Annotated in this window: 18 protein-coding genes and 1 pseudogene; 7 read left to right on the top strand and 12 right to left on the bottom strand. The window is 40.4% G+C overall.

Annotated features, from left to right (window positions below):
- Window positions 1-46: 46 nt before the first annotated feature.
- Complete coding sequence (locus WA325_RS02120) at window positions 47-1,177, top strand: Rap family tetratricopeptide repeat protein (protein ID WP_336183150.1); 1,131 nt, start codon at window positions 47-49, stop codon at window positions 1,175-1,177.
- Entirely contained in the window at window positions 1,167-1,310 is a 144-nt protein-coding gene (locus WA325_RS02125; protein ID WP_024121692.1) for a hypothetical protein, read from the top strand. The genes WA325_RS02120 and WA325_RS02125 overlap by 11 nt, the downstream gene beginning before the upstream one ends.
- Before the next feature lie 28 nt (window positions 1,311-1,338).
- Here the strand turns inward: WA325_RS02125 and WA325_RS02130 are convergent.
- The 9 genes and pseudogenes from WA325_RS02130 to WA325_RS02175 all read right to left on the bottom strand — a co-directional run.
- A pseudogene (locus WA325_RS02130) lies at window positions 1,339-2,220 on the bottom strand (DinB/UmuC family translesion DNA polymerase); the annotation flags it as partial.
- A gap of 298 nt (window positions 2,221-2,518) precedes the next feature.
- Complete coding sequence (ppsA, locus tag WA325_RS02135; protein WP_336183151.1) at window positions 2,519-5,122, bottom strand: phosphoenolpyruvate synthase; 2,604 nt, start codon at window positions 5,120-5,122, stop codon at window positions 2,519-2,521.
- A gap of 1,228 nt (window positions 5,123-6,350) precedes the next feature.
- Entirely contained in the window at window positions 6,351-6,683 is a 333-nt protein-coding gene (gene csaA / locus WA325_RS02145; RefSeq protein ID WP_105955047.1) for a chaperone CsaA, read from the bottom strand.
- A gap of 62 nt (window positions 6,684-6,745) precedes the next feature.
- Window positions 6,746-7,468, bottom strand: a complete 723-nt coding sequence (locus WA325_RS02150) for a helix-turn-helix domain-containing protein (RefSeq protein ID WP_336183152.1) — start codon at window positions 7,466-7,468, stop codon at window positions 6,746-6,748.
- Window positions 7,468-8,220 (bottom strand): GNAT family N-acetyltransferase, encoded by a 753-nt coding sequence (locus WA325_RS02155; RefSeq protein ID WP_336183153.1) that lies wholly within the window; start codon window positions 8,218-8,220, stop codon window positions 7,468-7,470. Before WA325_RS02155 ends, WA325_RS02150 begins: the two co-directional genes overlap by 1 nt.
- A 78-nt stretch (window positions 8,221-8,298) precedes the next feature.
- Entirely contained in the window at window positions 8,299-8,874 is a 576-nt protein-coding gene (locus tag WA325_RS02160; protein ID WP_336183154.1) for a TetR/AcrR family transcriptional regulator, read from the bottom strand.
- A 2-nt stretch (window positions 8,875-8,876) separates the two neighbouring features.
- Complete coding sequence (locus WA325_RS02165) at window positions 8,877-9,581, bottom strand: MBL fold metallo-hydrolase (protein WP_336183155.1); 705 nt, start codon at window positions 9,579-9,581, stop codon at window positions 8,877-8,879.
- A 75-nt stretch (window positions 9,582-9,656) separates the two neighbouring features.
- Complete coding sequence (locus WA325_RS02170) at window positions 9,657-10,142, bottom strand: GyrI-like domain-containing protein (RefSeq protein ID WP_024121704.1); 486 nt, start codon at window positions 10,140-10,142, stop codon at window positions 9,657-9,659.
- A 53-nt stretch (window positions 10,143-10,195) separates the two neighbouring features.
- On the bottom strand, window positions 10,196-11,134 hold the full coding sequence (locus tag WA325_RS02175) for a helix-turn-helix transcriptional regulator (protein WP_336183156.1): 939 nt from the start codon (window positions 11,132-11,134) through the stop codon (window positions 10,196-10,198).
- A gap of 206 nt (window positions 11,135-11,340) precedes the next feature.
- On the opposite strand from WA325_RS02175, the gene csk22 reads away from it, so the two are divergent.
- A complete protein-coding gene (csk22, locus tag WA325_RS02180; protein ID WP_336183157.1) occupies window positions 11,341-11,883 on the top strand; it encodes a mother cell-specific sporulation protein Csk22 in 543 nt (180 codons plus the stop codon).
- Between the two features lie 30 nt (window positions 11,884-11,913).
- Here the strand turns inward: csk22 and czrA are convergent, their stop codons facing one another.
- The gene (gene czrA / locus WA325_RS02185) at window positions 11,914-12,246 is read right to left on the bottom strand and encodes a Zn(II)-responsive metalloregulatory transcriptional repressor CzrA (protein WP_024121707.1); all 333 of its coding nucleotides are present in this window, start codon (window positions 12,244-12,246) and stop codon (window positions 11,914-11,916) included.
- Window positions 12,247-12,437: 191 nt separating this feature from the next.
- Here czrA and WA325_RS02190 point away from each other — a divergent pair, with 191 nt between their 5' ends.
- Window positions 12,438-13,112, top strand: coding sequence for a lysozyme family protein (locus WA325_RS02190; RefSeq protein ID WP_024121708.1), 675 nt, complete (start codon window positions 12,438-12,440; stop codon window positions 13,110-13,112).
- A gap of 92 nt (window positions 13,113-13,204) precedes the next feature.
- Here the strand turns inward: WA325_RS02190 and WA325_RS02195 are convergent, their stop codons facing one another.
- Together WA325_RS02195 and WA325_RS02200 are read right to left on the bottom strand one after the other, a co-directional pair.
- On the bottom strand, window positions 13,205-13,741 hold the full coding sequence (locus WA325_RS02195; protein WP_003231280.1) for a DUF420 domain-containing protein: 537 nt from the start codon (window positions 13,739-13,741) through the stop codon (window positions 13,205-13,207).
- 137 nt (window positions 13,742-13,878) lie between these two features.
- Window positions 13,879-14,661 carry a VLRF1 family aeRF1-type release factor gene (locus WA325_RS02200; RefSeq protein ID WP_227599374.1) on the bottom strand — a complete coding sequence of 261 codons (783 nt, stop codon included), beginning with the start codon at window positions 14,659-14,661 and terminating at the stop codon, window positions 13,879-13,881.
- A gap of 170 nt (window positions 14,662-14,831) precedes the next feature.
- Here WA325_RS02200 and WA325_RS02205 point away from each other — a divergent pair, with 170 nt between their 5' ends.
- The 3 genes from WA325_RS02205 to desE all read left to right on the top strand — a co-directional run bounded on the left by WA325_RS02205 (window position 14,832) and on the right by desE (window position 17,551).
- Window positions 14,832-15,329 (top strand): hypothetical protein, encoded by a 498-nt coding sequence (locus tag WA325_RS02205; protein ID WP_024121710.1) that lies wholly within the window; start codon window positions 14,832-14,834, stop codon window positions 15,327-15,329.
- A gap of 64 nt (window positions 15,330-15,393) precedes the next feature.
- Window positions 15,394-16,371, top strand: coding sequence for a S66 family peptidase (locus WA325_RS02210; protein WP_202853550.1), 978 nt, complete (start codon window positions 15,394-15,396; stop codon window positions 16,369-16,371).
- Between the two features lie 121 nt (window positions 16,372-16,492).
- Window positions 16,493-17,551, top strand: coding sequence for a fatty acid desaturase DesE (gene desE, locus WA325_RS02215; protein ID WP_105992068.1), 1,059 nt, complete (start codon window positions 16,493-16,495; stop codon window positions 17,549-17,551).
- Window positions 17,552-17,628 lie beyond the last annotated feature (77 nt).

The raw sequence follows: 17,628 nt of genomic DNA on the forward strand, positions 1-17,628 counted from the left end.
AATATTACATATTTAGTCTATTGGATACATAGAGGGAGGGATTTCAATGGAGCAATTAATTCCGTCATCCACGGTTGGAGTTAAAATCAATGAGTGGTATAAATACATACGGATGTTCGCCGTTCCAGATGCTGAGATATTAAAAGCAGAGGTTGAAGAAGAAATAAAACATATGAAGGAAGATCAAGACTTATTGCTGTATTATTCTCTAATGTGTTTTCGTCATCAGCTAATGCTGGATTACCTTAAACCTAAGTCATTGAATGAAGCACGTCCTAAAATTTCAGACTTATTAGAAAAGATCGAAAGCAGCCAAACAAAGCTTAAAGGTGTCCTGGAATACTACTGCAATTTCTTTAGAGGAATGTATGAATTTGATAAGAAGGATTTTATAAATGCAATAAGGTCATATAAAATTGCTGAGAAAAAGCTCGCTTTAGTAACAGATGAAATTGAACGAGCTGAGTTTTATTTCAAAATGGCTGAAGTGTATTATCACATGAAACAAACCCATGTATCAATGCACTATGCTGAAGCAGCCCTTAACATTTATAAAGACCAAAAAACTTATACTGTTCGCCGAATACAATGTGCATTTGTTGTAGCAGGCAACTTTGATGATCTGGAAAGTCATGAAAAAGCAGTTCCCCATCTTCAGAGAGCCCTAAAAGACTCAAAAGCCATAAACAAACACAAACTAATTGGTGCATCATTATATAATTTGGGAAACTGTTATTATAAGATGAAAGAGTATGACAAAGCTGCTGAATATATTGAACAAGCAGTTTCATTGTATGAAAGAGATAAAAGCGATCTCCTCCCTCACACGTTATTTACGCTGACACAAATTCACTTTAAAATGAAGGATATTGAAAAAGCCTTGGTTCTTTACAAAAAAGGAATCGAGAAAGCAAAAGCAATAAATGACGATGTCTTAATTGCTGAGTTTAATTACTTAAAGGCTTTATATATCGACTCTATAGATAAACGCACAGTTTTCCGAACTTTTTCTGTACTTAAAGATAATGTTATGTATCCAGATTTAGAGGAATTAGCACTCGACACGGCTAATTATTGTAAGGAGATAGGGCAATTTGAAAACTCAACCACCTTTTTTGACGTCATGGTGGATGCCCGAATCCAAATACAAAGAGGAGAGTGTTTATATGAAATTTAAACTTGCATTAGCCACCTTGTCAGTTGTCGTTGGATTAGCAGTGTTTAGTGGCTTTTCATCCTCGAATGACCAAGAATTCCATGAAGCTAAAAGGAACATTACTTCTATTCAACCAACCAAGTTTTTTGTTTAATGTTTAGCCCTTCTCATTGAGAAGGGTTTTAACTCTTATGTCCACCTGTTAGCCTAGCTCTGTGAAGTGCTGTCCCTGCAGGTGTATAAGAAACTGCTCTCAGGATCGCTTTCGATCCGTATTTGCTTCTAATTCCATCCATAACGAATCCAAGCTTTCTTCTCTTTTTATTATCCACTTCAAATAAACTAACCTGCTGATTAACATCACCCTCAATATTTGATAGCGTGACTGAGATATTACTCACTGTTTTACCCGAGTAAAACTTATAAAAGCGCATCAAGCAACATTCATAAATGTCCATTGTGTTATTTGTGGGTAGATCAATTGTTTTGGATCGATGAAAACCACCGCCAAGCTCATCTTTACTGTAACCAATTCCTAGGCTAATTGTTCGACCAACTTTATTATGTGCACGTGCCCTTCTTGCGACTTCCTCACAAATCTCCAGAAGAACAGCCTTAATCTCTTCTTTTCTTGTGTAATCCCTCATTAAAATTTGACTCTTACCAAAACTAATCTGACCTTGCATCAACGGAGCACCTATTTCTGATAAATCAATTCCGTGAGAGGTAGTACAACTGGTTTCCCATTATTCCAAACTTCTTTTCAAGCAGCTCTAAAGGAAATTTAGCCAACTGACCTACAGTTGATATTCCCATCCGATTCAGATTTCTTTCCATCCTCCCTCCTATTCCCCACATTTTAGACAACGGGTGAACCTTCCAGAGTTTATTTGGTACATCTTCATATCTCCAACGTGCAATACCACTCTTTGTTTTCTTACTCTCCAGGTCAAGCGCAAGCTTACTGAGTAACATGTTATCTCCAATGCCTACTGTGCACATTGGCCAAATTCTCTCCACATGCTGCTTTGAATTGCTTTGACCATGTCTTCAGGATCTTCTTTCCTGCAATGCGGATTTCCCGTGCTAAGCAATTATTACATAAAAAAGCCGGATCCCCACTCTATGGGGATCCGACTTTACTTATTGTAAGAGTATTATTTTTTCATTTTTGTATATTTCATCGATTCTCTAATCTTGTCGAAGAATAGCTAAGGCCTCAATGTGTGTAGCAAGCCATCAAATATTCAACATTAACTAAGTGTCCTTATCTCTGCTCAAGAGATAAAAGAATGAACAGTATAACCGTTCTTTTATCCATTTAAGGCCGTCCATTATAACAAGATCTCAATTGATAAGCCATTACAATATTTCAATGTACCCTTCTGTTCCATTCACACGAATTCGTTGCCCGTCTTTGATTAGTCTGGTAGCATTTTCAACTCCAACAACTGCAGGTAAGCCATATTCACGCGCTATCACTGCTCCATGGGTCATCAGTCCACCAACTTCGGTGACTAGGCCTTTTATGGATACAAACAATGGTGTCCAGCTAGGATCAGTAAAGGAAGTGACTAATATATCTCCAGCTTCTAGATCAGCATCTTCCATGTTTAAGATGACACGTGCTCGTCCCTCTATAACTCCGGAGGAAACAGGTAGACCTACAATCGCTCCGGCTGGGAGATTTTCTCGTTTGTACTCGCCTGTCATAATTTCACCATCAGACGTGATAACACGTGGTGGAGATAGTTTTTCATATAATTTATACTCGTCTTTTCGTTTGCTTATGATTTGGTAATCCAGTTTATTTGTGCGTACGACTTCGTGAAGTTCTTCAAAAGTGAGATAGTATATATCTTCTTTTTCATGAATAACGCCCACTTTTACGAGTTGTTCGGCTTCTTTCAGTAAAGCCTGCTTATAAACGAAGTAGCGATGAACCATGCCGTATTTTGGATATTCCCGATATCCGATGAAATTCCGGATGATGTCGATCATTCGTTTGGTTTCTTTGGCTTTTTGTTCACCATCCGGTAATTGCTTCAATCGATCTAATAACTCTTGTTCTTTCTTCAAAGCCTCCTGTCGCCCTTGCTCAAATTTCCGAAGGCTGGCATTAGGCTCAAAGTTTTTGATATTATTAAGAATCATTGGGACAAGTATAGTTGGTTTTTCGCTCCATCGAGTTCTTGTAATATCAATTTCTCCGGCACACCGCATTCCGTATTTGTTGAGATAAGCATAGATAGCGTCTTGGATTTTCTGTCCATTTTCAAACTCAACCAGCTCATCCAAAAAGTGATCATTTTTTACATGCTGTAAATAAGCAATTACTTCTGGATAAGGACGTATCACGTCTGCGACGTCTAATAGCGCAAGACCCATTTCTGAAGTAATATTATGAGGTACAGATTGAGAAAGCGTATCTGCTGCGTTTTTTTCGCCTAACCACTCATTCATTTTTTCGTTAATCCATGATGTAGCATTTATAGCAGCCATAAACACAGCCGAACTTTGTGGGTCAAATAAGATCTTCTTTAATTGCTGGATATCTTCGAGAATAAAATCAAACAAATCCGATCCCGATTTCGTTTGGATGTTTTGTTTTAACTCTTCTATCGATGTTTGACTACGCTTAATCAAATCAGAAACGATTGTTGGATCGTTCTCGAATTGTGCCAGCATATCTGTATTATTACTTCGGTTGGGAATCGTTGCTGTTTTATCATTTGGTATCGACTTAATGAAATCTCGTCGCTCAATTGTGGTCATAAGTGCGTCTTTTAAGAGCGGATCGTGTTGTCCCATGCCATTTAATAAAAATTCTCTGCTGTCAGGTGATGCCAGATTATGTGTGACATCAACAAATAACCTTCCACCAGCTTTATGCATGGGTGCAGAAGTCGTCAACAGAAAAAAAGACAATCCCAGTGGTTTTATGGGATCCGTCATCATTTGTTGATGACCAACAGAGATATAGACGTGATTTTCTTGATCACTCGCTTCAGGGATGGGGTATAAAGTTGTGATTGGACGACTCTGGACAATATAAAAAGTATCGTCAACCAAACACCATTCGATATCTTGCGGGCAACCAAAATGAGCTTCGATCTGTCTCCCGATGCGTGCCAGTTGTAAAATTTGTTCATCAGTCAGTGTTTGAGTCTTTTGCTGATTCGGATCGATCTGCTGTGTTTCTGTTCCTCCTTCTTTTCGTCCATAGATAGCCAATTTTTTGGTTGCTATCATCTTATCGACGATTTGCTCATCCTGTACTTTATAACAATCGGCAGATACCAAGCCAGAGACCAGTGCTTCACCAAGTCCAAAACCGGCATCAATGGATAACACCTTTCTGTTGGAAGTAATTGGATCAGCGGTAAATAAAATCCCCGAAGTCTGTGGGAAAACCATCCTTTGAATGATAACGGATAAATAAACTTGGGTATGGTCGAATCCATTTTGCATGCGGTAGATTACCGCGCGATCCGTAAATAGGGAAGCCCAGCATTTGCTGATATGCAGCAAGATCGCTTCTTCGCCGATAATATTTAAATAGGTATCTTGCTGACCGGCAAAAGAGGCATGTGGTAAATCTTCAGCAGTCGCACTCGAACGCACGGCATAGGCATGTTCCTCGCCAAACTGGGAGAGATAGTGAGCAACTGCTTTCACTACATCGGAAGGAATTTCTACTTCCATAATAATTTGTCGAATCTTTCTGCTGATTTTGCCAATTTGATCTCGATCCTCAACTTTTAGCATGGCCAATTGATCCAACAACACTTGTAACGTTTCGTTTTGTTCGATGGCTTTTTGATATCCTACTGTTGTGACACAAAATCCTTCTGGTACTTGTAGACCTTGAATTTTTGATAATTCCCCTAAATTTAACCCTTTTCCTCCAACAAGCAAATGCTGTGTTTTTTCAATTTCATAAAAACCAAGAACCAAAGAACTCATTCTACATCTCCCCTTCAAAAATAATAATTGACAAAGAGCTTTCCAGCCTGATATAATAAAAATATAAGATGGATATCTATAACTTTTTATACAGAAAGCACACGTAGTCTGATTATATCACCGTGTCTATTTTTGTGCAATATAAAAAGAACCTAGGCTATTTCACCAGGTTCTTTTTTAATTTCCCGCTACCATTAGTCACAAAAAAACTCGGAACTTTATTCTGGAGAAAGAACATGAAAAGTATTTACAAGAAAAAATGACCAATAAACAAAGCAAAATCTAACTTTTATTCTTGTATTGTTTCCATATTCAAATTGATTTTTTATAGACAATATATCAAAGGTTTTATAACCAAAGAACCTGCATTTTGCAAGCCCCTTTCACGTTGTCAATATATTTGAATTTTTAACGACAGGACATTTATGTATAAATATCTCCTGTAAAGTTTGCTCTCTCAAGGGAGTCTTGCTCATCCCCTAATGAAAGGGGGTAATGCTATGTCAATATTCCAGGCATTAATGCTAATGTCTTGCATTCGAGTCGTTTATACTCGCCCTGTTGACGTATATAAATAAAAAATAGACCTCCCTTGAGCCTCAGAACCTAAAGGGATAGGTCTACCAAGAAACCACATCGAGCAATCCCTTTGATGGGCAGCTTTTTGTACAGAGCCGGGGTGTTGGCAGCACCCTGGTCTTTTATGTTAAAAAGAAGGTTCAGAAACTAAGTCAAAAAATAAATGAAGATATCGATACTAACATTTAATGCCTATTGAGAGATCCTAGGCATTTTTTTGTGCAATAAAGAAAGACCCAGATCAAAAAGTCTAGGTCATACTAGTTCCTCTATTCACTTTGATATTTAGTACGTTTTCATTGATTGAACTACGTTTATAACAACTCTTAAATGTATACTTCGGGTCACAGTTGGGGTCACACTCAGGTCATAACATAACTTTTACCGGTTTCAAACCATCCAATACAAACTAATCATTGTACAGTAATCTCCCCTATTTCTCTTCATTTCATATTTTCACAACAAATTCAAACATACAATAACAAAGTACTCCTTGCATTTCCTCACCCGTCATGCTATATTCATATAGCGATGAGCTGAATTGTGTAAGCCGATGTACATGCCCTTTGCGGCACACACGAATGTGGCGTGTGGTGCATCGCCTCAATACGCAAAGACGTTTGCCTCTTAGGCAAACGTCTTTTTTGTGTTATCCGATTTTTGTTCCGTTTGGTAATGGTTGTTCAGGCTGAAGCAGGACGACATCGCCTTGGCCGGGAATGCCGCCGAGGACTAAGACTTCGGATTTAAAACCTGCAATTCGGCGCGGCGGGAAGTTCACGACAGCGATAATTTGTGTGTTGGTCAGTTCTTCTGGGCAATAGCGCTTTGTGATTTGCGCGCTTGATTGTTTAATGCCGATATCTTCTCCAAAATCAATGAACAGTTTAATCGCCGGGACTCTTGCTTCAGGGAATTCTTCCGCTTTGATAATGGTGCCAGTTCTGATATCCAGTTTTTCAAAATCTTCAATTACAGCCATCATTATATCTCCTTTTTCTTACTATTTTAAAAGAGACACCTGCTAAATGTTTAACCAAAAGCTCATATTTTTTTATCTGAATGAAAGGTATTCCGGTACATTCGGGGTGATACACCTGTACTTTTTGCAAACCATCTTGTAAAAGAAGAAAGGTTTTGAAAGCCGAGCGCTTGACTCACGACAGTCAGCGTAACATTTTTCTCAATCAGCATCCGTTTCGCTTCCTCAAGACGGAGGTCAGCTATATAGGCTTGAGGGGACTTACCGGTTTGTTTCTTAAACCAGCTTGAATAGTAAGCTGGGTGATAATGTTCAATTTTCGCCAGCTTTTGTATTGTCAGCGGCTCAGACAAATGGCTATGGATGTATGCGATTGACGCATGAGTATGGGTTTGCAGTTTTTCTTTTATGTATTGAACAAGCAAATGGAGCGTGTGCGCTGAGCGTGTGTTTGCTTCCTCTATTAATAAGTGCCTGATCGAAGACCAAAAAGGATCGATTGCAGCTTCAATCCCTGCGGCTGCATGATGCTCCTCAATTTTCATCGCCTGAAGCGGCACATCCAGCACAAGACATTCATTTCTGCCAATAGAGCGGAACCGATGCTCGCACTCTGGAGGGATATATATAAATTGATCCGGCTTTAATTTGACCTGCCGATCCTCTGTTTCAAGATCGATATTCCCTTCAAGGGGAAAAAGAAATTGGCTGTACGCGTGCTTATGTGAGGAATAAAGGCGTGTATATGTCCGTTTTTCACAGATAATCTCTTGAAGCGAATTCATCAGCCATCCTCCTTTTTGATCCGGTAATGGTGTTCCGATATAGGCAAGAACCCGATTTTTTTATACAAAGAAACGGCGGCTGAGTTTTCTTTCATCACTTGCAAGTACATATACTTAGCTCCATGGTTCATTGACCATTCAGTCAGAGCCCTGATGACTTGAGTCCCTGCCCCTTTTCCTCTATGTTCCTTTGCTACTACAACGTTGCTGAGTCCGCCATAGCCATCGATAACGGAAGCCGTGCCCACTGCTGTCAGGCTGCCTTGGTCATACATAGTGAAAAAGGTTTTACACGGCTGCATTCGTTTGAAAATGCTTGTATAGCCGCAATGCCGTTCGGGTGAAAATTCTTCCAATCGGATAAAATCATCAATCCATGAAGACGATGGCTGTTGCTCCCACTTATATGTAAATCGGCTGTTGTCAAAAGTACGATCTAAAATATCGCAGCATGATGCTGTCATCTGAAAACATTCATCAATCTTTTCATATCCGCTGTCTGCCAATGCATCATCCAGTCCTTCCGGAGATGCGTCACTGATTTGAATACAAACGGGCAGACCTAAACTTTTATAGAAATGCTCGATCTCTTTTTGGTAATCTCCTTCTGGCATGTCCGCCGATGTCCATACGCTGTTCGCCCGTTTGGTTACGCCAAAGTTCGCTCTGAGAAGCCATTTCCCCATTCTTTTTTGAATATAAGACGGCCATGATGCTGCCGCTAATTGCTCAATTTTGTAAATATCATGCATCGCCTCTTGCCTCTCCCTTATATATACTGCATGATATATTATACAATATTCAGAAATATAAGACATATATTATTTAGTTTACATAATACTTTTACTGTTTATTGACAGACCCGATAGAAATAATCGGATTGAAAATGCTAAGCTGTCTGAAATGTCTTCCTTTAATTCAAACGCTTCTTTTCCGATTAAAGTCGCGAATCCGTGCAGCAAGCTTCGCAGCCCTCTTGTTGCATGGATCACAGTCTGTTCGTTTGCATAACCGCTGTCAATTAGCAGTTTCGTGACAAGACGGACAATCTGGTTTGACAGGCTTTCAGCTCTTTCATCTTGAATTTTAAGCAAAGTCGCTTCATAATAACCCGGATTTTCAACTGCAAACCCAACATATGCATCGCCTAAAGATAGCAAGGCGGACTCCCCCTTCTGTTCTTTGACGGAATCAGCCATCTGATCAAAAAGCTTTGTCAAACCGCTAACGGCAAGCTCTGTTCTGATTCCCTGCAGCCCGCTTATGTGATTATACAGAGACGGGGGCCGTACATTCATTTTTTTAGAGAGTGCGGCTAGTGTCACGCCGTTTATTCCTTCCTGATCAGCAATCTCTGCCGCCGCTTCTATAATCATCTTTTGATGTAATCCTGCTCTCGGTGACATGGTCAGACCCCCTTCTTTGCTTTTTGAATTGCTAATTTCATCAATTGTTCTGGTGAAGCAAGGAAATTTCCATGTCCGACCGCGAGACAGCTCGGCGCCTTGTCAACAAGCCATTCCGCGCTTCTTACAGCAGCCTCCTTATTCCAAGTGGCGAAGGCAGGAAAAGGAAATGTCCATCTCATCTGGCCGGAGACGGCTATTCCCCCGCGTAATTGAAATGCATCCCCAGCTATTACAATTCTGTTTCTTGTGTCCAGAAACGACATGCTTCCCGGGGTATGACCTGGGGTTGAAATCGCAATTAGAGAACCGATTGTTTCGCCACCCGCCAGCAAAACGTCAGGCTTTGTTTTGATATTTTTTGGAATTCCTCCTTTTACAGGCGTCTGCGGTTCATCTTTCCGCAAAGAAACATCTCCTTTTAACAACAATGAATCACGCTCGGATATGACAACCTTTGCATGAGGAAAGGCTTGGGACAGTGCATCCAATGAACCGACATGATCACCGTGCGCATGAGTCAGTAAAATGTGTTGTAGCGGTTTTCCCAGCTGATTCACTGCTTGGATAATCCCTTTATAGCTGTTCGGAAGACCAGTATCAATTAAGGTTACTTCATTTTCTTCCTCTACAAGATAGCAATTGACCGGAAATAATGTCGGATAAAACGTCAGCTGCCGCACAGTTTGATTCTGAATGATTCTCATATGATAATCCTCCTGAATAAAAAACTAATGGTGTTAGTTTTATTATTAACTAATACCATTAGTTTTTCAAGAGTGTTATACCAAGTTTATGGCGACAAATATTTTAACCTGCGCCCGCTGCGGTGAAAGCGCACTTTGATCATACTGCTCAAAGTCTCCTGAAAACGTACGCAAATGGCGCTTGTCCCAAGACCAGATTTCCTTCCATGTGTCGAGTACAATGTCTTCAATAGGACCGATTCTTGAAGTAAAAACAGCATAAGCGGAAGCCGGTAAATATATATCCTCATAAGGTTCCGGAAGCATGTCGCTATGCTCGGTAAAAGCGCCGACAGAAAATGTGTAAAACCCATTCTCCTGCTGTTCGTAATGAGAGTATAAAGCGATAATGCTCTGATCCTTTTTATTAGGCGGGAGTAACATGCTCGTATCCTGCTGCCAAAATCGATTCCATAAGAGCGGGATTTGTCTTTTTTCCGTCATTTCCAATGCATTGCTTGTTCTCTGTGACAGCCCTGAAAAGCGCTTTTGTTCTAAATGTGTCATATGTGAATAGCTCATATGATACCTCCTTTTTACCTAGATTATAAAAGAAGAAACCTGACAGCATTGTGTCAGGTTTCATATACTTTTTGCATATGAAAAATCGTATCTTTTACCTTTTCCCGGATATGAAGGGGTTCCAGGACCTCAATATCCTTGCCAAATTGCAGCAAGAAACCGATCAGCCATTGATCCTCAGGCAGAGATATCACCGCTCGGCAGGCTTTATTTTCATCCAATTGAAGGACATCATTTCCAAACCATTCACTTATACGCTGATGCGCACCGGGCTGGACAAGAATGACCAGTTCAGTTAAACGATCCTTTCGATACCAATTCGCATCCCAAGGCAGAGTCTCCAGCTGTATGCCTTTTCTCTTAAATGATTGATGTAAAACAGTCAGATCTTTCATCCGGCTTAATTTAAAAAAACGGAAATCGTTTCTAACCAGACAGTAGGCGTATAAATACCAGCGGCCTGTCTTGCACACCAACGTGTAGGGCTCTGTTTCACGGAGAAGTGTTTCCCCGTTTGCATTTGTATATGTAAATGATATGGTTGACGACCGATCGATTGCATCACTGATGTTTTCTCGAAGCGCTTTTTGGTCCTCTGTTTGTCCCCATGCCGTCATGTCAATAAACCATTTTTCCGTTTCTCGCTTAAATGCCTCTGCGGCCTGGTCAGGTATGAGATGTTTTATTTTTTGATAAGCCGCGCTGTGAGAAGCGGGTTCATACATCGATGAGACGCTCTGCAAAGCGGAAGCAATAGCAAATAGCTCCTCTTCTTTCAGCCACTCTCTTTCAAGCCGATACGTTTCCATCACTCTGATCCCGCCCCCGGCGCCTTGTGAGGTTACAATCGGAATGCCCGCTCTGCTGATCGTATCAATATCTCGGTAAACCGTTCTGACTGATACTTCAAACAAATCAGCTAGCTCAGCAGCCTGCACTTGTTTTTTGCTGATTAATAACATCACCATCGCTAACATACGTTCCAGTTTCATTTTTCGCACCTTGTCTCCTGCTTTTATTTTCCAATATTATCATACCATTTTATGAGGCTTGGGCATATCTATTATGCAGCCTAAAGGCATCGTGCATATGTTATGAAAACAGGGGCCTCCCCTTCTTTTTTTATGGTCATTGTTTATTTAGACTACTATTTCAAAACGGATAAGCATACACTTCTCAACGGAGGGGATATCACATCATGCATCTTACACTTCAAAGCGTTTATCCTGTCATGATTATCGTCTTTTTTCTGTATAAAAAAATCAAACGATCCATCGGATATCAGCCGCTGAAGCCTCGCTGGCTTTTTACTCGTATGATTCTTTTTTCAATGTTTGCATTCGGTCTCACCATCTTCAGCCTCATTCATCCTTTTTTATACGGATATTTCATTATCGGCATTCTCGGCGGATGTCTGCTGGTTTTTTTCGCCAGGAAAAATCTCTCCTTTGAAAAACGCAGAGGAAAAATTTATTTTCGGACTCATATTTGGGTAGAACTTATTCTGCTAACCCTATTTCTATCGAGATTTCTTTATCGTGTAACAGAGCTGTACCTTGCCGCGCCTGATTTACACAGCCTGGGATCTTACAGCCAGTCTATCGGAACTGATCCTTTCACGATTGGCGTCTGTTTTCTGATCGCCGTCTATTATATCGGTTTTTCCTCTATTGTCATCAAAATCAGCAGAAACGGACTGGAACAAAATGGGCAAAGCAAAGAAAAAGACATCCTTGCTTAATCGCGACATGCGGCAGCAAGGATGTCTTTTTTAATCGTGTCTTGTATGATGGATCATTTGCTGAAGCACATCTAATACATGCTCATCCTCGGGAGAATAGTAGATTGATGTTCCTTCTCTGCGCGATTTCACGAGCCGTAGATTTTTTAAAAACCTGAGCTGATGGGATACTGTTGATTGCAGTAAATTCAGTTTCTCAGCGATCCCGTTCACAGCATGTTCACCCTGAGAAAGCAAATGGAGAATTCTGATTCTGGTAGGATCAGAAAGCGCTTTGAAGGTTTGTGCGACTAGAAATAAAGTTTCTTCGTCCAAATCGGTCACCGTTTCATTCGCACGGTCCGTTTCTCGAAATTCAGTCATGTGTCTCACCTTTCTTATTTCATAGTTTTATCTTATAACAAATGACCTTTCATGCAAACCTGTCTCTTCTTGTTCCAATTTAATCTCATAGTTTAAATTTATGTTTCAAATCAGGTTTTCACTTGGTCTGGTATACGTTCTGTGTCATAATGAAAAAGTCATACTGCTGCAAACATTGAGGGTGAAACACAGTGAAGAAAAAGAGAAAAGGCTGTTTCGCTGCTGCGGGTTTTATGATGATTTCTGTCTTTGTCATGGCCTCTTTTTTATTGGTCCTGCTTTTGTTCAACCGCGATTTAATCAAAAAACTTCCGATTGACACGAAAACAATTGTCCTCGAACGTTTAACTGACTATAAACCGCTGGTTGAGGACGAGCTTGAAAACCGGGGACTCTCCAATTACACATCGCTGATACTCGGCATGATGTATCAGGAGTCAAAAGGAAAAGGCAATGATCCGATGCAGTCCTCTGAATCTCTAGGGTTAAAGCGTAATGAGATAACAGACCCTCAACTCAGTATTAAACAAGGCATCAAGCAATTTACCCTCATGTACAAAACCGGTAAAGAAAAAGGTGTGGATTTGGATACGATTATTCAAAGCTACAACATGGGGGCAGGTTATATTGATTTTGTAGCTGAACATGGAGGAACGCATACTGAGGAATTGGCAAAACAATACTCCGAGCAGCAAGTCGAAAAAAATCCCGGGCTCTATACTTGCGGAGGAAATGAAAACAATTTCCGTTATCCGTATTGCTACGGTGATTACACGTACGCGGAAAAAGTAAAAGAAAAAACGAAAACTGTTGAAAAATCTTTACAAGTTGCAACACTTGAAACAATGGAATCAACGGCTCATTAAAGGAGCCTGTCAATTTACTGACAAAGCCCAAAACGATATTTGGGCTTTTGTTATGTTTACAAACCTCAAAAAAGCCATACAAAGTATGGCTTTTAATAATACGGTGATATCATCAAATATACAATAACGCCTGTAAGGCTGACATACAGCCACAGCGGCATTGTCCATCTGGCAATTTTTTTATGGCGCTCAACCTGCATGCTGAAGCCTCTGATCAGCGTAAACAGCGCAAGCGGCACGATGATTGCAGAAAGGCAGATATGCGTAATTAAAATAAAGAAGTAAATCGGACGCATAATACCTTCTCCGCCATACAGCGTATTCTCCGCAATCGAATGGTATGTGACATAGCAAATCAAAAACAATAATGTTGTCGTAAAAGCAGCTAAAATAAAGCGTTTATGCGCCTTAATGTTTTTTTGTTTAATCATAATCAGTGCCGCCAATAAGAAGATAAACGTAAAGCTGTTGAATATCGCATTCAGCATTGGCAAAATGTGAATATTCGCATGGCTGAACTGATCTAATTTGGGCATAAAAAACAGCACTGCGATTAAACCGTTAATCAGAACTGTCAGTGTAAGGACAATTCCAGTATAATTTTTCGGTTTATTTTCTGTTTGATTCATTTGGTGACCTCTCCTAATTTGTACTGGCTATCCAAATCGTATGCAAATTCAACGGAGATGTCAACGTTTTCGATAGCTTCGTCAGAAATTAGACACACTTCAGAAGGCCGGCGCTTTAATAGCACCAGCCTTTTGGTTTATGCCTCTTGCATTAAATGGTCAACAACCTTATGTTCATTTTCATTCAGCAAATTTTTTTGGATTTTCGAGTGAATGGGTTTGTTCATATGCTGATCAAGGATGTCAGCCGTTTCTTTATCACCGGCAATGATCATCCGCTCCCATTTTTTTGCCGCGGCCTTTTGGTCGAGGTTGGCCGCCAGCCGCTTGTACAGTCTCGTTTGATTCTCCGTTACATGATTCTTCATTTGTTCCTCTTCTAATGAAGCCGATGTGGTTTTAGAAGACTGGCTGCTCTCCCATGATTCATTGATTACGTCATATTCATAATGTTCCACCGCTTCAATTTTGCCTAAAACGGTTTCTATAATTTTCACTTCATTTTGCTGCGTTAAAATAAAAGCCGTGCTTGGATACGTTTTGCGCAAATTCTCCAGTTGATCAAGTACAGCTGTCTCTTCCCAGTAAAATTTTGTTTCAACAGGAATTTGAAGCTTGATCGCTTCCCATATACCGCTATTCGAAACAAAAAACACGAGGCTGCGCGGCATGTTTTTTCCTATTCCGTTAAGGTGCTGATAGATTTTGTCCGTGATTGCATTCAGACACTTTTCTTCCTCCGGGTCACTTGCTGCCAGATATTCTTTTAATCTGCCGAACCCTGACTTAAGGGCTATTTTCCATTCTCCCCCTTGCTGCTCTGGATCCCTCATATCTGTGTTGAGATATAACGAGAGAATTTTGTCCGGGGGTTCCAATTGGACATAACGCAATTTCTTAATCAATGAATCAATCGGCATTCATATTCCTCCTTTTGCAACGGGTTACTTTTCTTTTTCCTCTCTTAAAACCAATCAAACCTTCCTTGCACTAAATTCTAGCAATTATGTATTTATCATTTACAAACGCCTCTTCTATCTACTACAATTGGTTACTGTGTTTCTAACTATTTTTTGAAAGGGGTTTGATTTTGATTACCACTAAGGAAAAAAACCGCCAAGAGCTTGAAGAAGAGCTGAATCATTTAGAATTTCAAATTTATCGCATGCAGGAAAATATAAAGGATCTATCGAAAGATGCCAGAGTGCTTGGTATTGATCAATCGAAAGATGAAGATTGGATGATTGTTTCCTCGATTGATGATGGCCAAACATGCAAAATTATGCTCACAGATTGTGAAACAGCTTATAGAGGGAAAAGCTGCTTTTCACTTGTAGCATCCTATCAGGACGATGCCATTCATATTGGGGATATTAAAGGGCCTCCGAATTACGGCTTCGGTTCTATTTGTATGAAATATTTAAAAGATATTGCCAGAGACTGCAATATCCCGAAAGTTACCGGCGACATAGCCAAACGGGATTGGAATCATGTGGACAGACTCATTCATTTTTATGAAAAGCATCAATTTGAAGTATCCATTGACTACGATACACAATCAGGAAGCATTAAATGGACGGATTTCTAAAAAAGTCTGGAAGAATATGCCGAGATATGCTGTAATGGTGTAAAACTGTTTAGGAGGACCTGAAGTGTTTGCACCCAAACTGAAACCGGGAGACGAAATTCGAATCGTGTCTCCCGCCACCAGCATGTCCGTATTAACAAATGAAGCAAAGTTGCACGCAAAAACGACATTAGAACGATTGGGTTTTCGGGTGACCATTGCTGAACACGCAGAGGAGTTAAACGAATTCCAGTCATCCTCTATCGAATCAAGAGTAAGTGATCTGCACAGCGCCTTTTTTGATCCCGAAGTCAAAGCTATTTTAACAACACTCGGCGGATTCAACAGCAATCAGCTGCTGCGTTATCTTGATTACGAGAAAATCAAACAGAATCCAAAAATTCTTTGCGGCTATTCCGATATTACGGCTCTCGCCAATGCCATTTATCAAAAAACCGGTCTCGTTACATATTCAGGCCCCCACTTTTCTACGTTTGCAATGAAAAAAGGATTGGACTATATAAAAGATTATTTTCTGGCTTGCTGCGCTTCGGATGAAGCCTTTGAAATCCTGCCATCACAAGAGTGGAGTGATGACCAATGGTTTTCAGATCAAGAAAACAGGCACTTTTACCCCCATTCCGGTCCTATTGTGATTCAGGATGGCTATGCTGAAGGCACATTGATTGGCGGCAACCTGTGTACACTTAATTTGCTGCAGGGAACGGAGTATTTTCCGGAAACAGAAAATACAATTTTACTGATTGAAGATGATTATATGTCAGACGCAAACATGTTTGACCGCGATTTACAATCGCTCATCCACCTCCCTTCTTTTTCAAATGTAAAGGGGATATTGATCGGCAGGTTCCAAAAAGCATCAAACGTATCTATAGATCATGTAAAAGCCATGATTAGAACAAAAAAAGAATTATCCGGCCTCCCCGTCATCGCAAACATAAATGCCGGGCATACCTCTCCATTTGCCACGTTCCCTATAGGGGGAACATGCAGGATTGAAGCTGATTCGGGCAAATCACGAATATGGATCGACAAGCATTAAACAGCTTACTGCACGAGGGCATATGACAAGTGTCATGTATGATGCATGATGTGTGCTACTACAAAGGACTCCTCTCATTAGCGTATACTTAACCGAGACACACAATGAGAGGATACTTACTATGACTGAAAAAAACATTGCTCATAAACAAAAACTGCTGACAAAGCAAGTCGCTGCTTTTGCTCAGCCCGAAACAAAAAACAGTCTGATTCAGCTTTTAAACACGTTTATTCCTTTCTTCGGACTGTGGTTTCTTGCTTATTTCAGCCTCAATGTCTCCTATCTTCTTACTTTAGCATTAACAGTGATTGCCGCAGGGTTTTTAACAAGAATTTTCATTATCTTTCATGACTGCTGCCATCAATCATTTTTCAAACAAAAGCGCTATAACCATATTCTCGGTTTTCTGACAGGTGTTCTGACTTTATTCCCTTACCTTCAATGGCAGCACAGCCATTCGATTCATCACGCGACCAGCAGCAATCTGGATAAACGCGGAACAGGTGACATCTGGCTGTTAACGGTAAACGAATATAAAGCCGCACCTAGACGCACAAAACTTGCATACAGACTTTATAGAAATCCGTTTATCATGTTTATTCTCGGACCAATTTATGTTTTTCTGTTCACCAACCGTTTTAACAAAAAAGGTGCAAGACGTAAGGAGCGTATGAATACGTACCTTACAAACCTGGCAATTGTGTCATTGGCTGCTGTTTGCTGCCTGATCTTTGGCTGGCAATCGTTTTTGCTGGTGCAAGGCCCTATCTTTCTGATCTCAGGTTCAATCGGCGTGTGGCTGTTTTATGTACAGCATACATTTGAAGACTCTTATTTTGAAGCAGATGAAAACTGGAGCTACGTTCAGGCCGCTGTGGAAGGCAGTTCATTTTATAAACTCCCGAAACTCCTTCAATGGCTGACAGGCAATATCGGTTACCACCACGTTCACCATTTGAGCCCAAAGGTGCCCAACTATAAGCTTGAAGTTGCTCATGAACATCACGAACCATTAAAAAACGTACCGACAATCACCTTAAAAACAAGCCTGCAATCACTCGCATTCCGGCTTTGGGATGAAGACAAAAAACAATTTGTGTCATTTCGGGATATCAAACAAATATCTTTCCGCCTTCCGCCTGATTCAACAGAAAAACAGAAGCTGCGGAAGAACGCCTGACAATTAGGAGGTCTTCTTATACAACAAGAAGGCTTCCTTTTTATTGTTCGGTGGTGCAATCTGGCTTTCACAATGGT

Source organism: Bacillus sp. 205(2023) (assembly GCF_037027485.1).
Taxonomy (GTDB): Bacteria; Bacillota; Bacilli; order Bacillales; family Bacillaceae; genus Bacillus; species Bacillus halotolerans.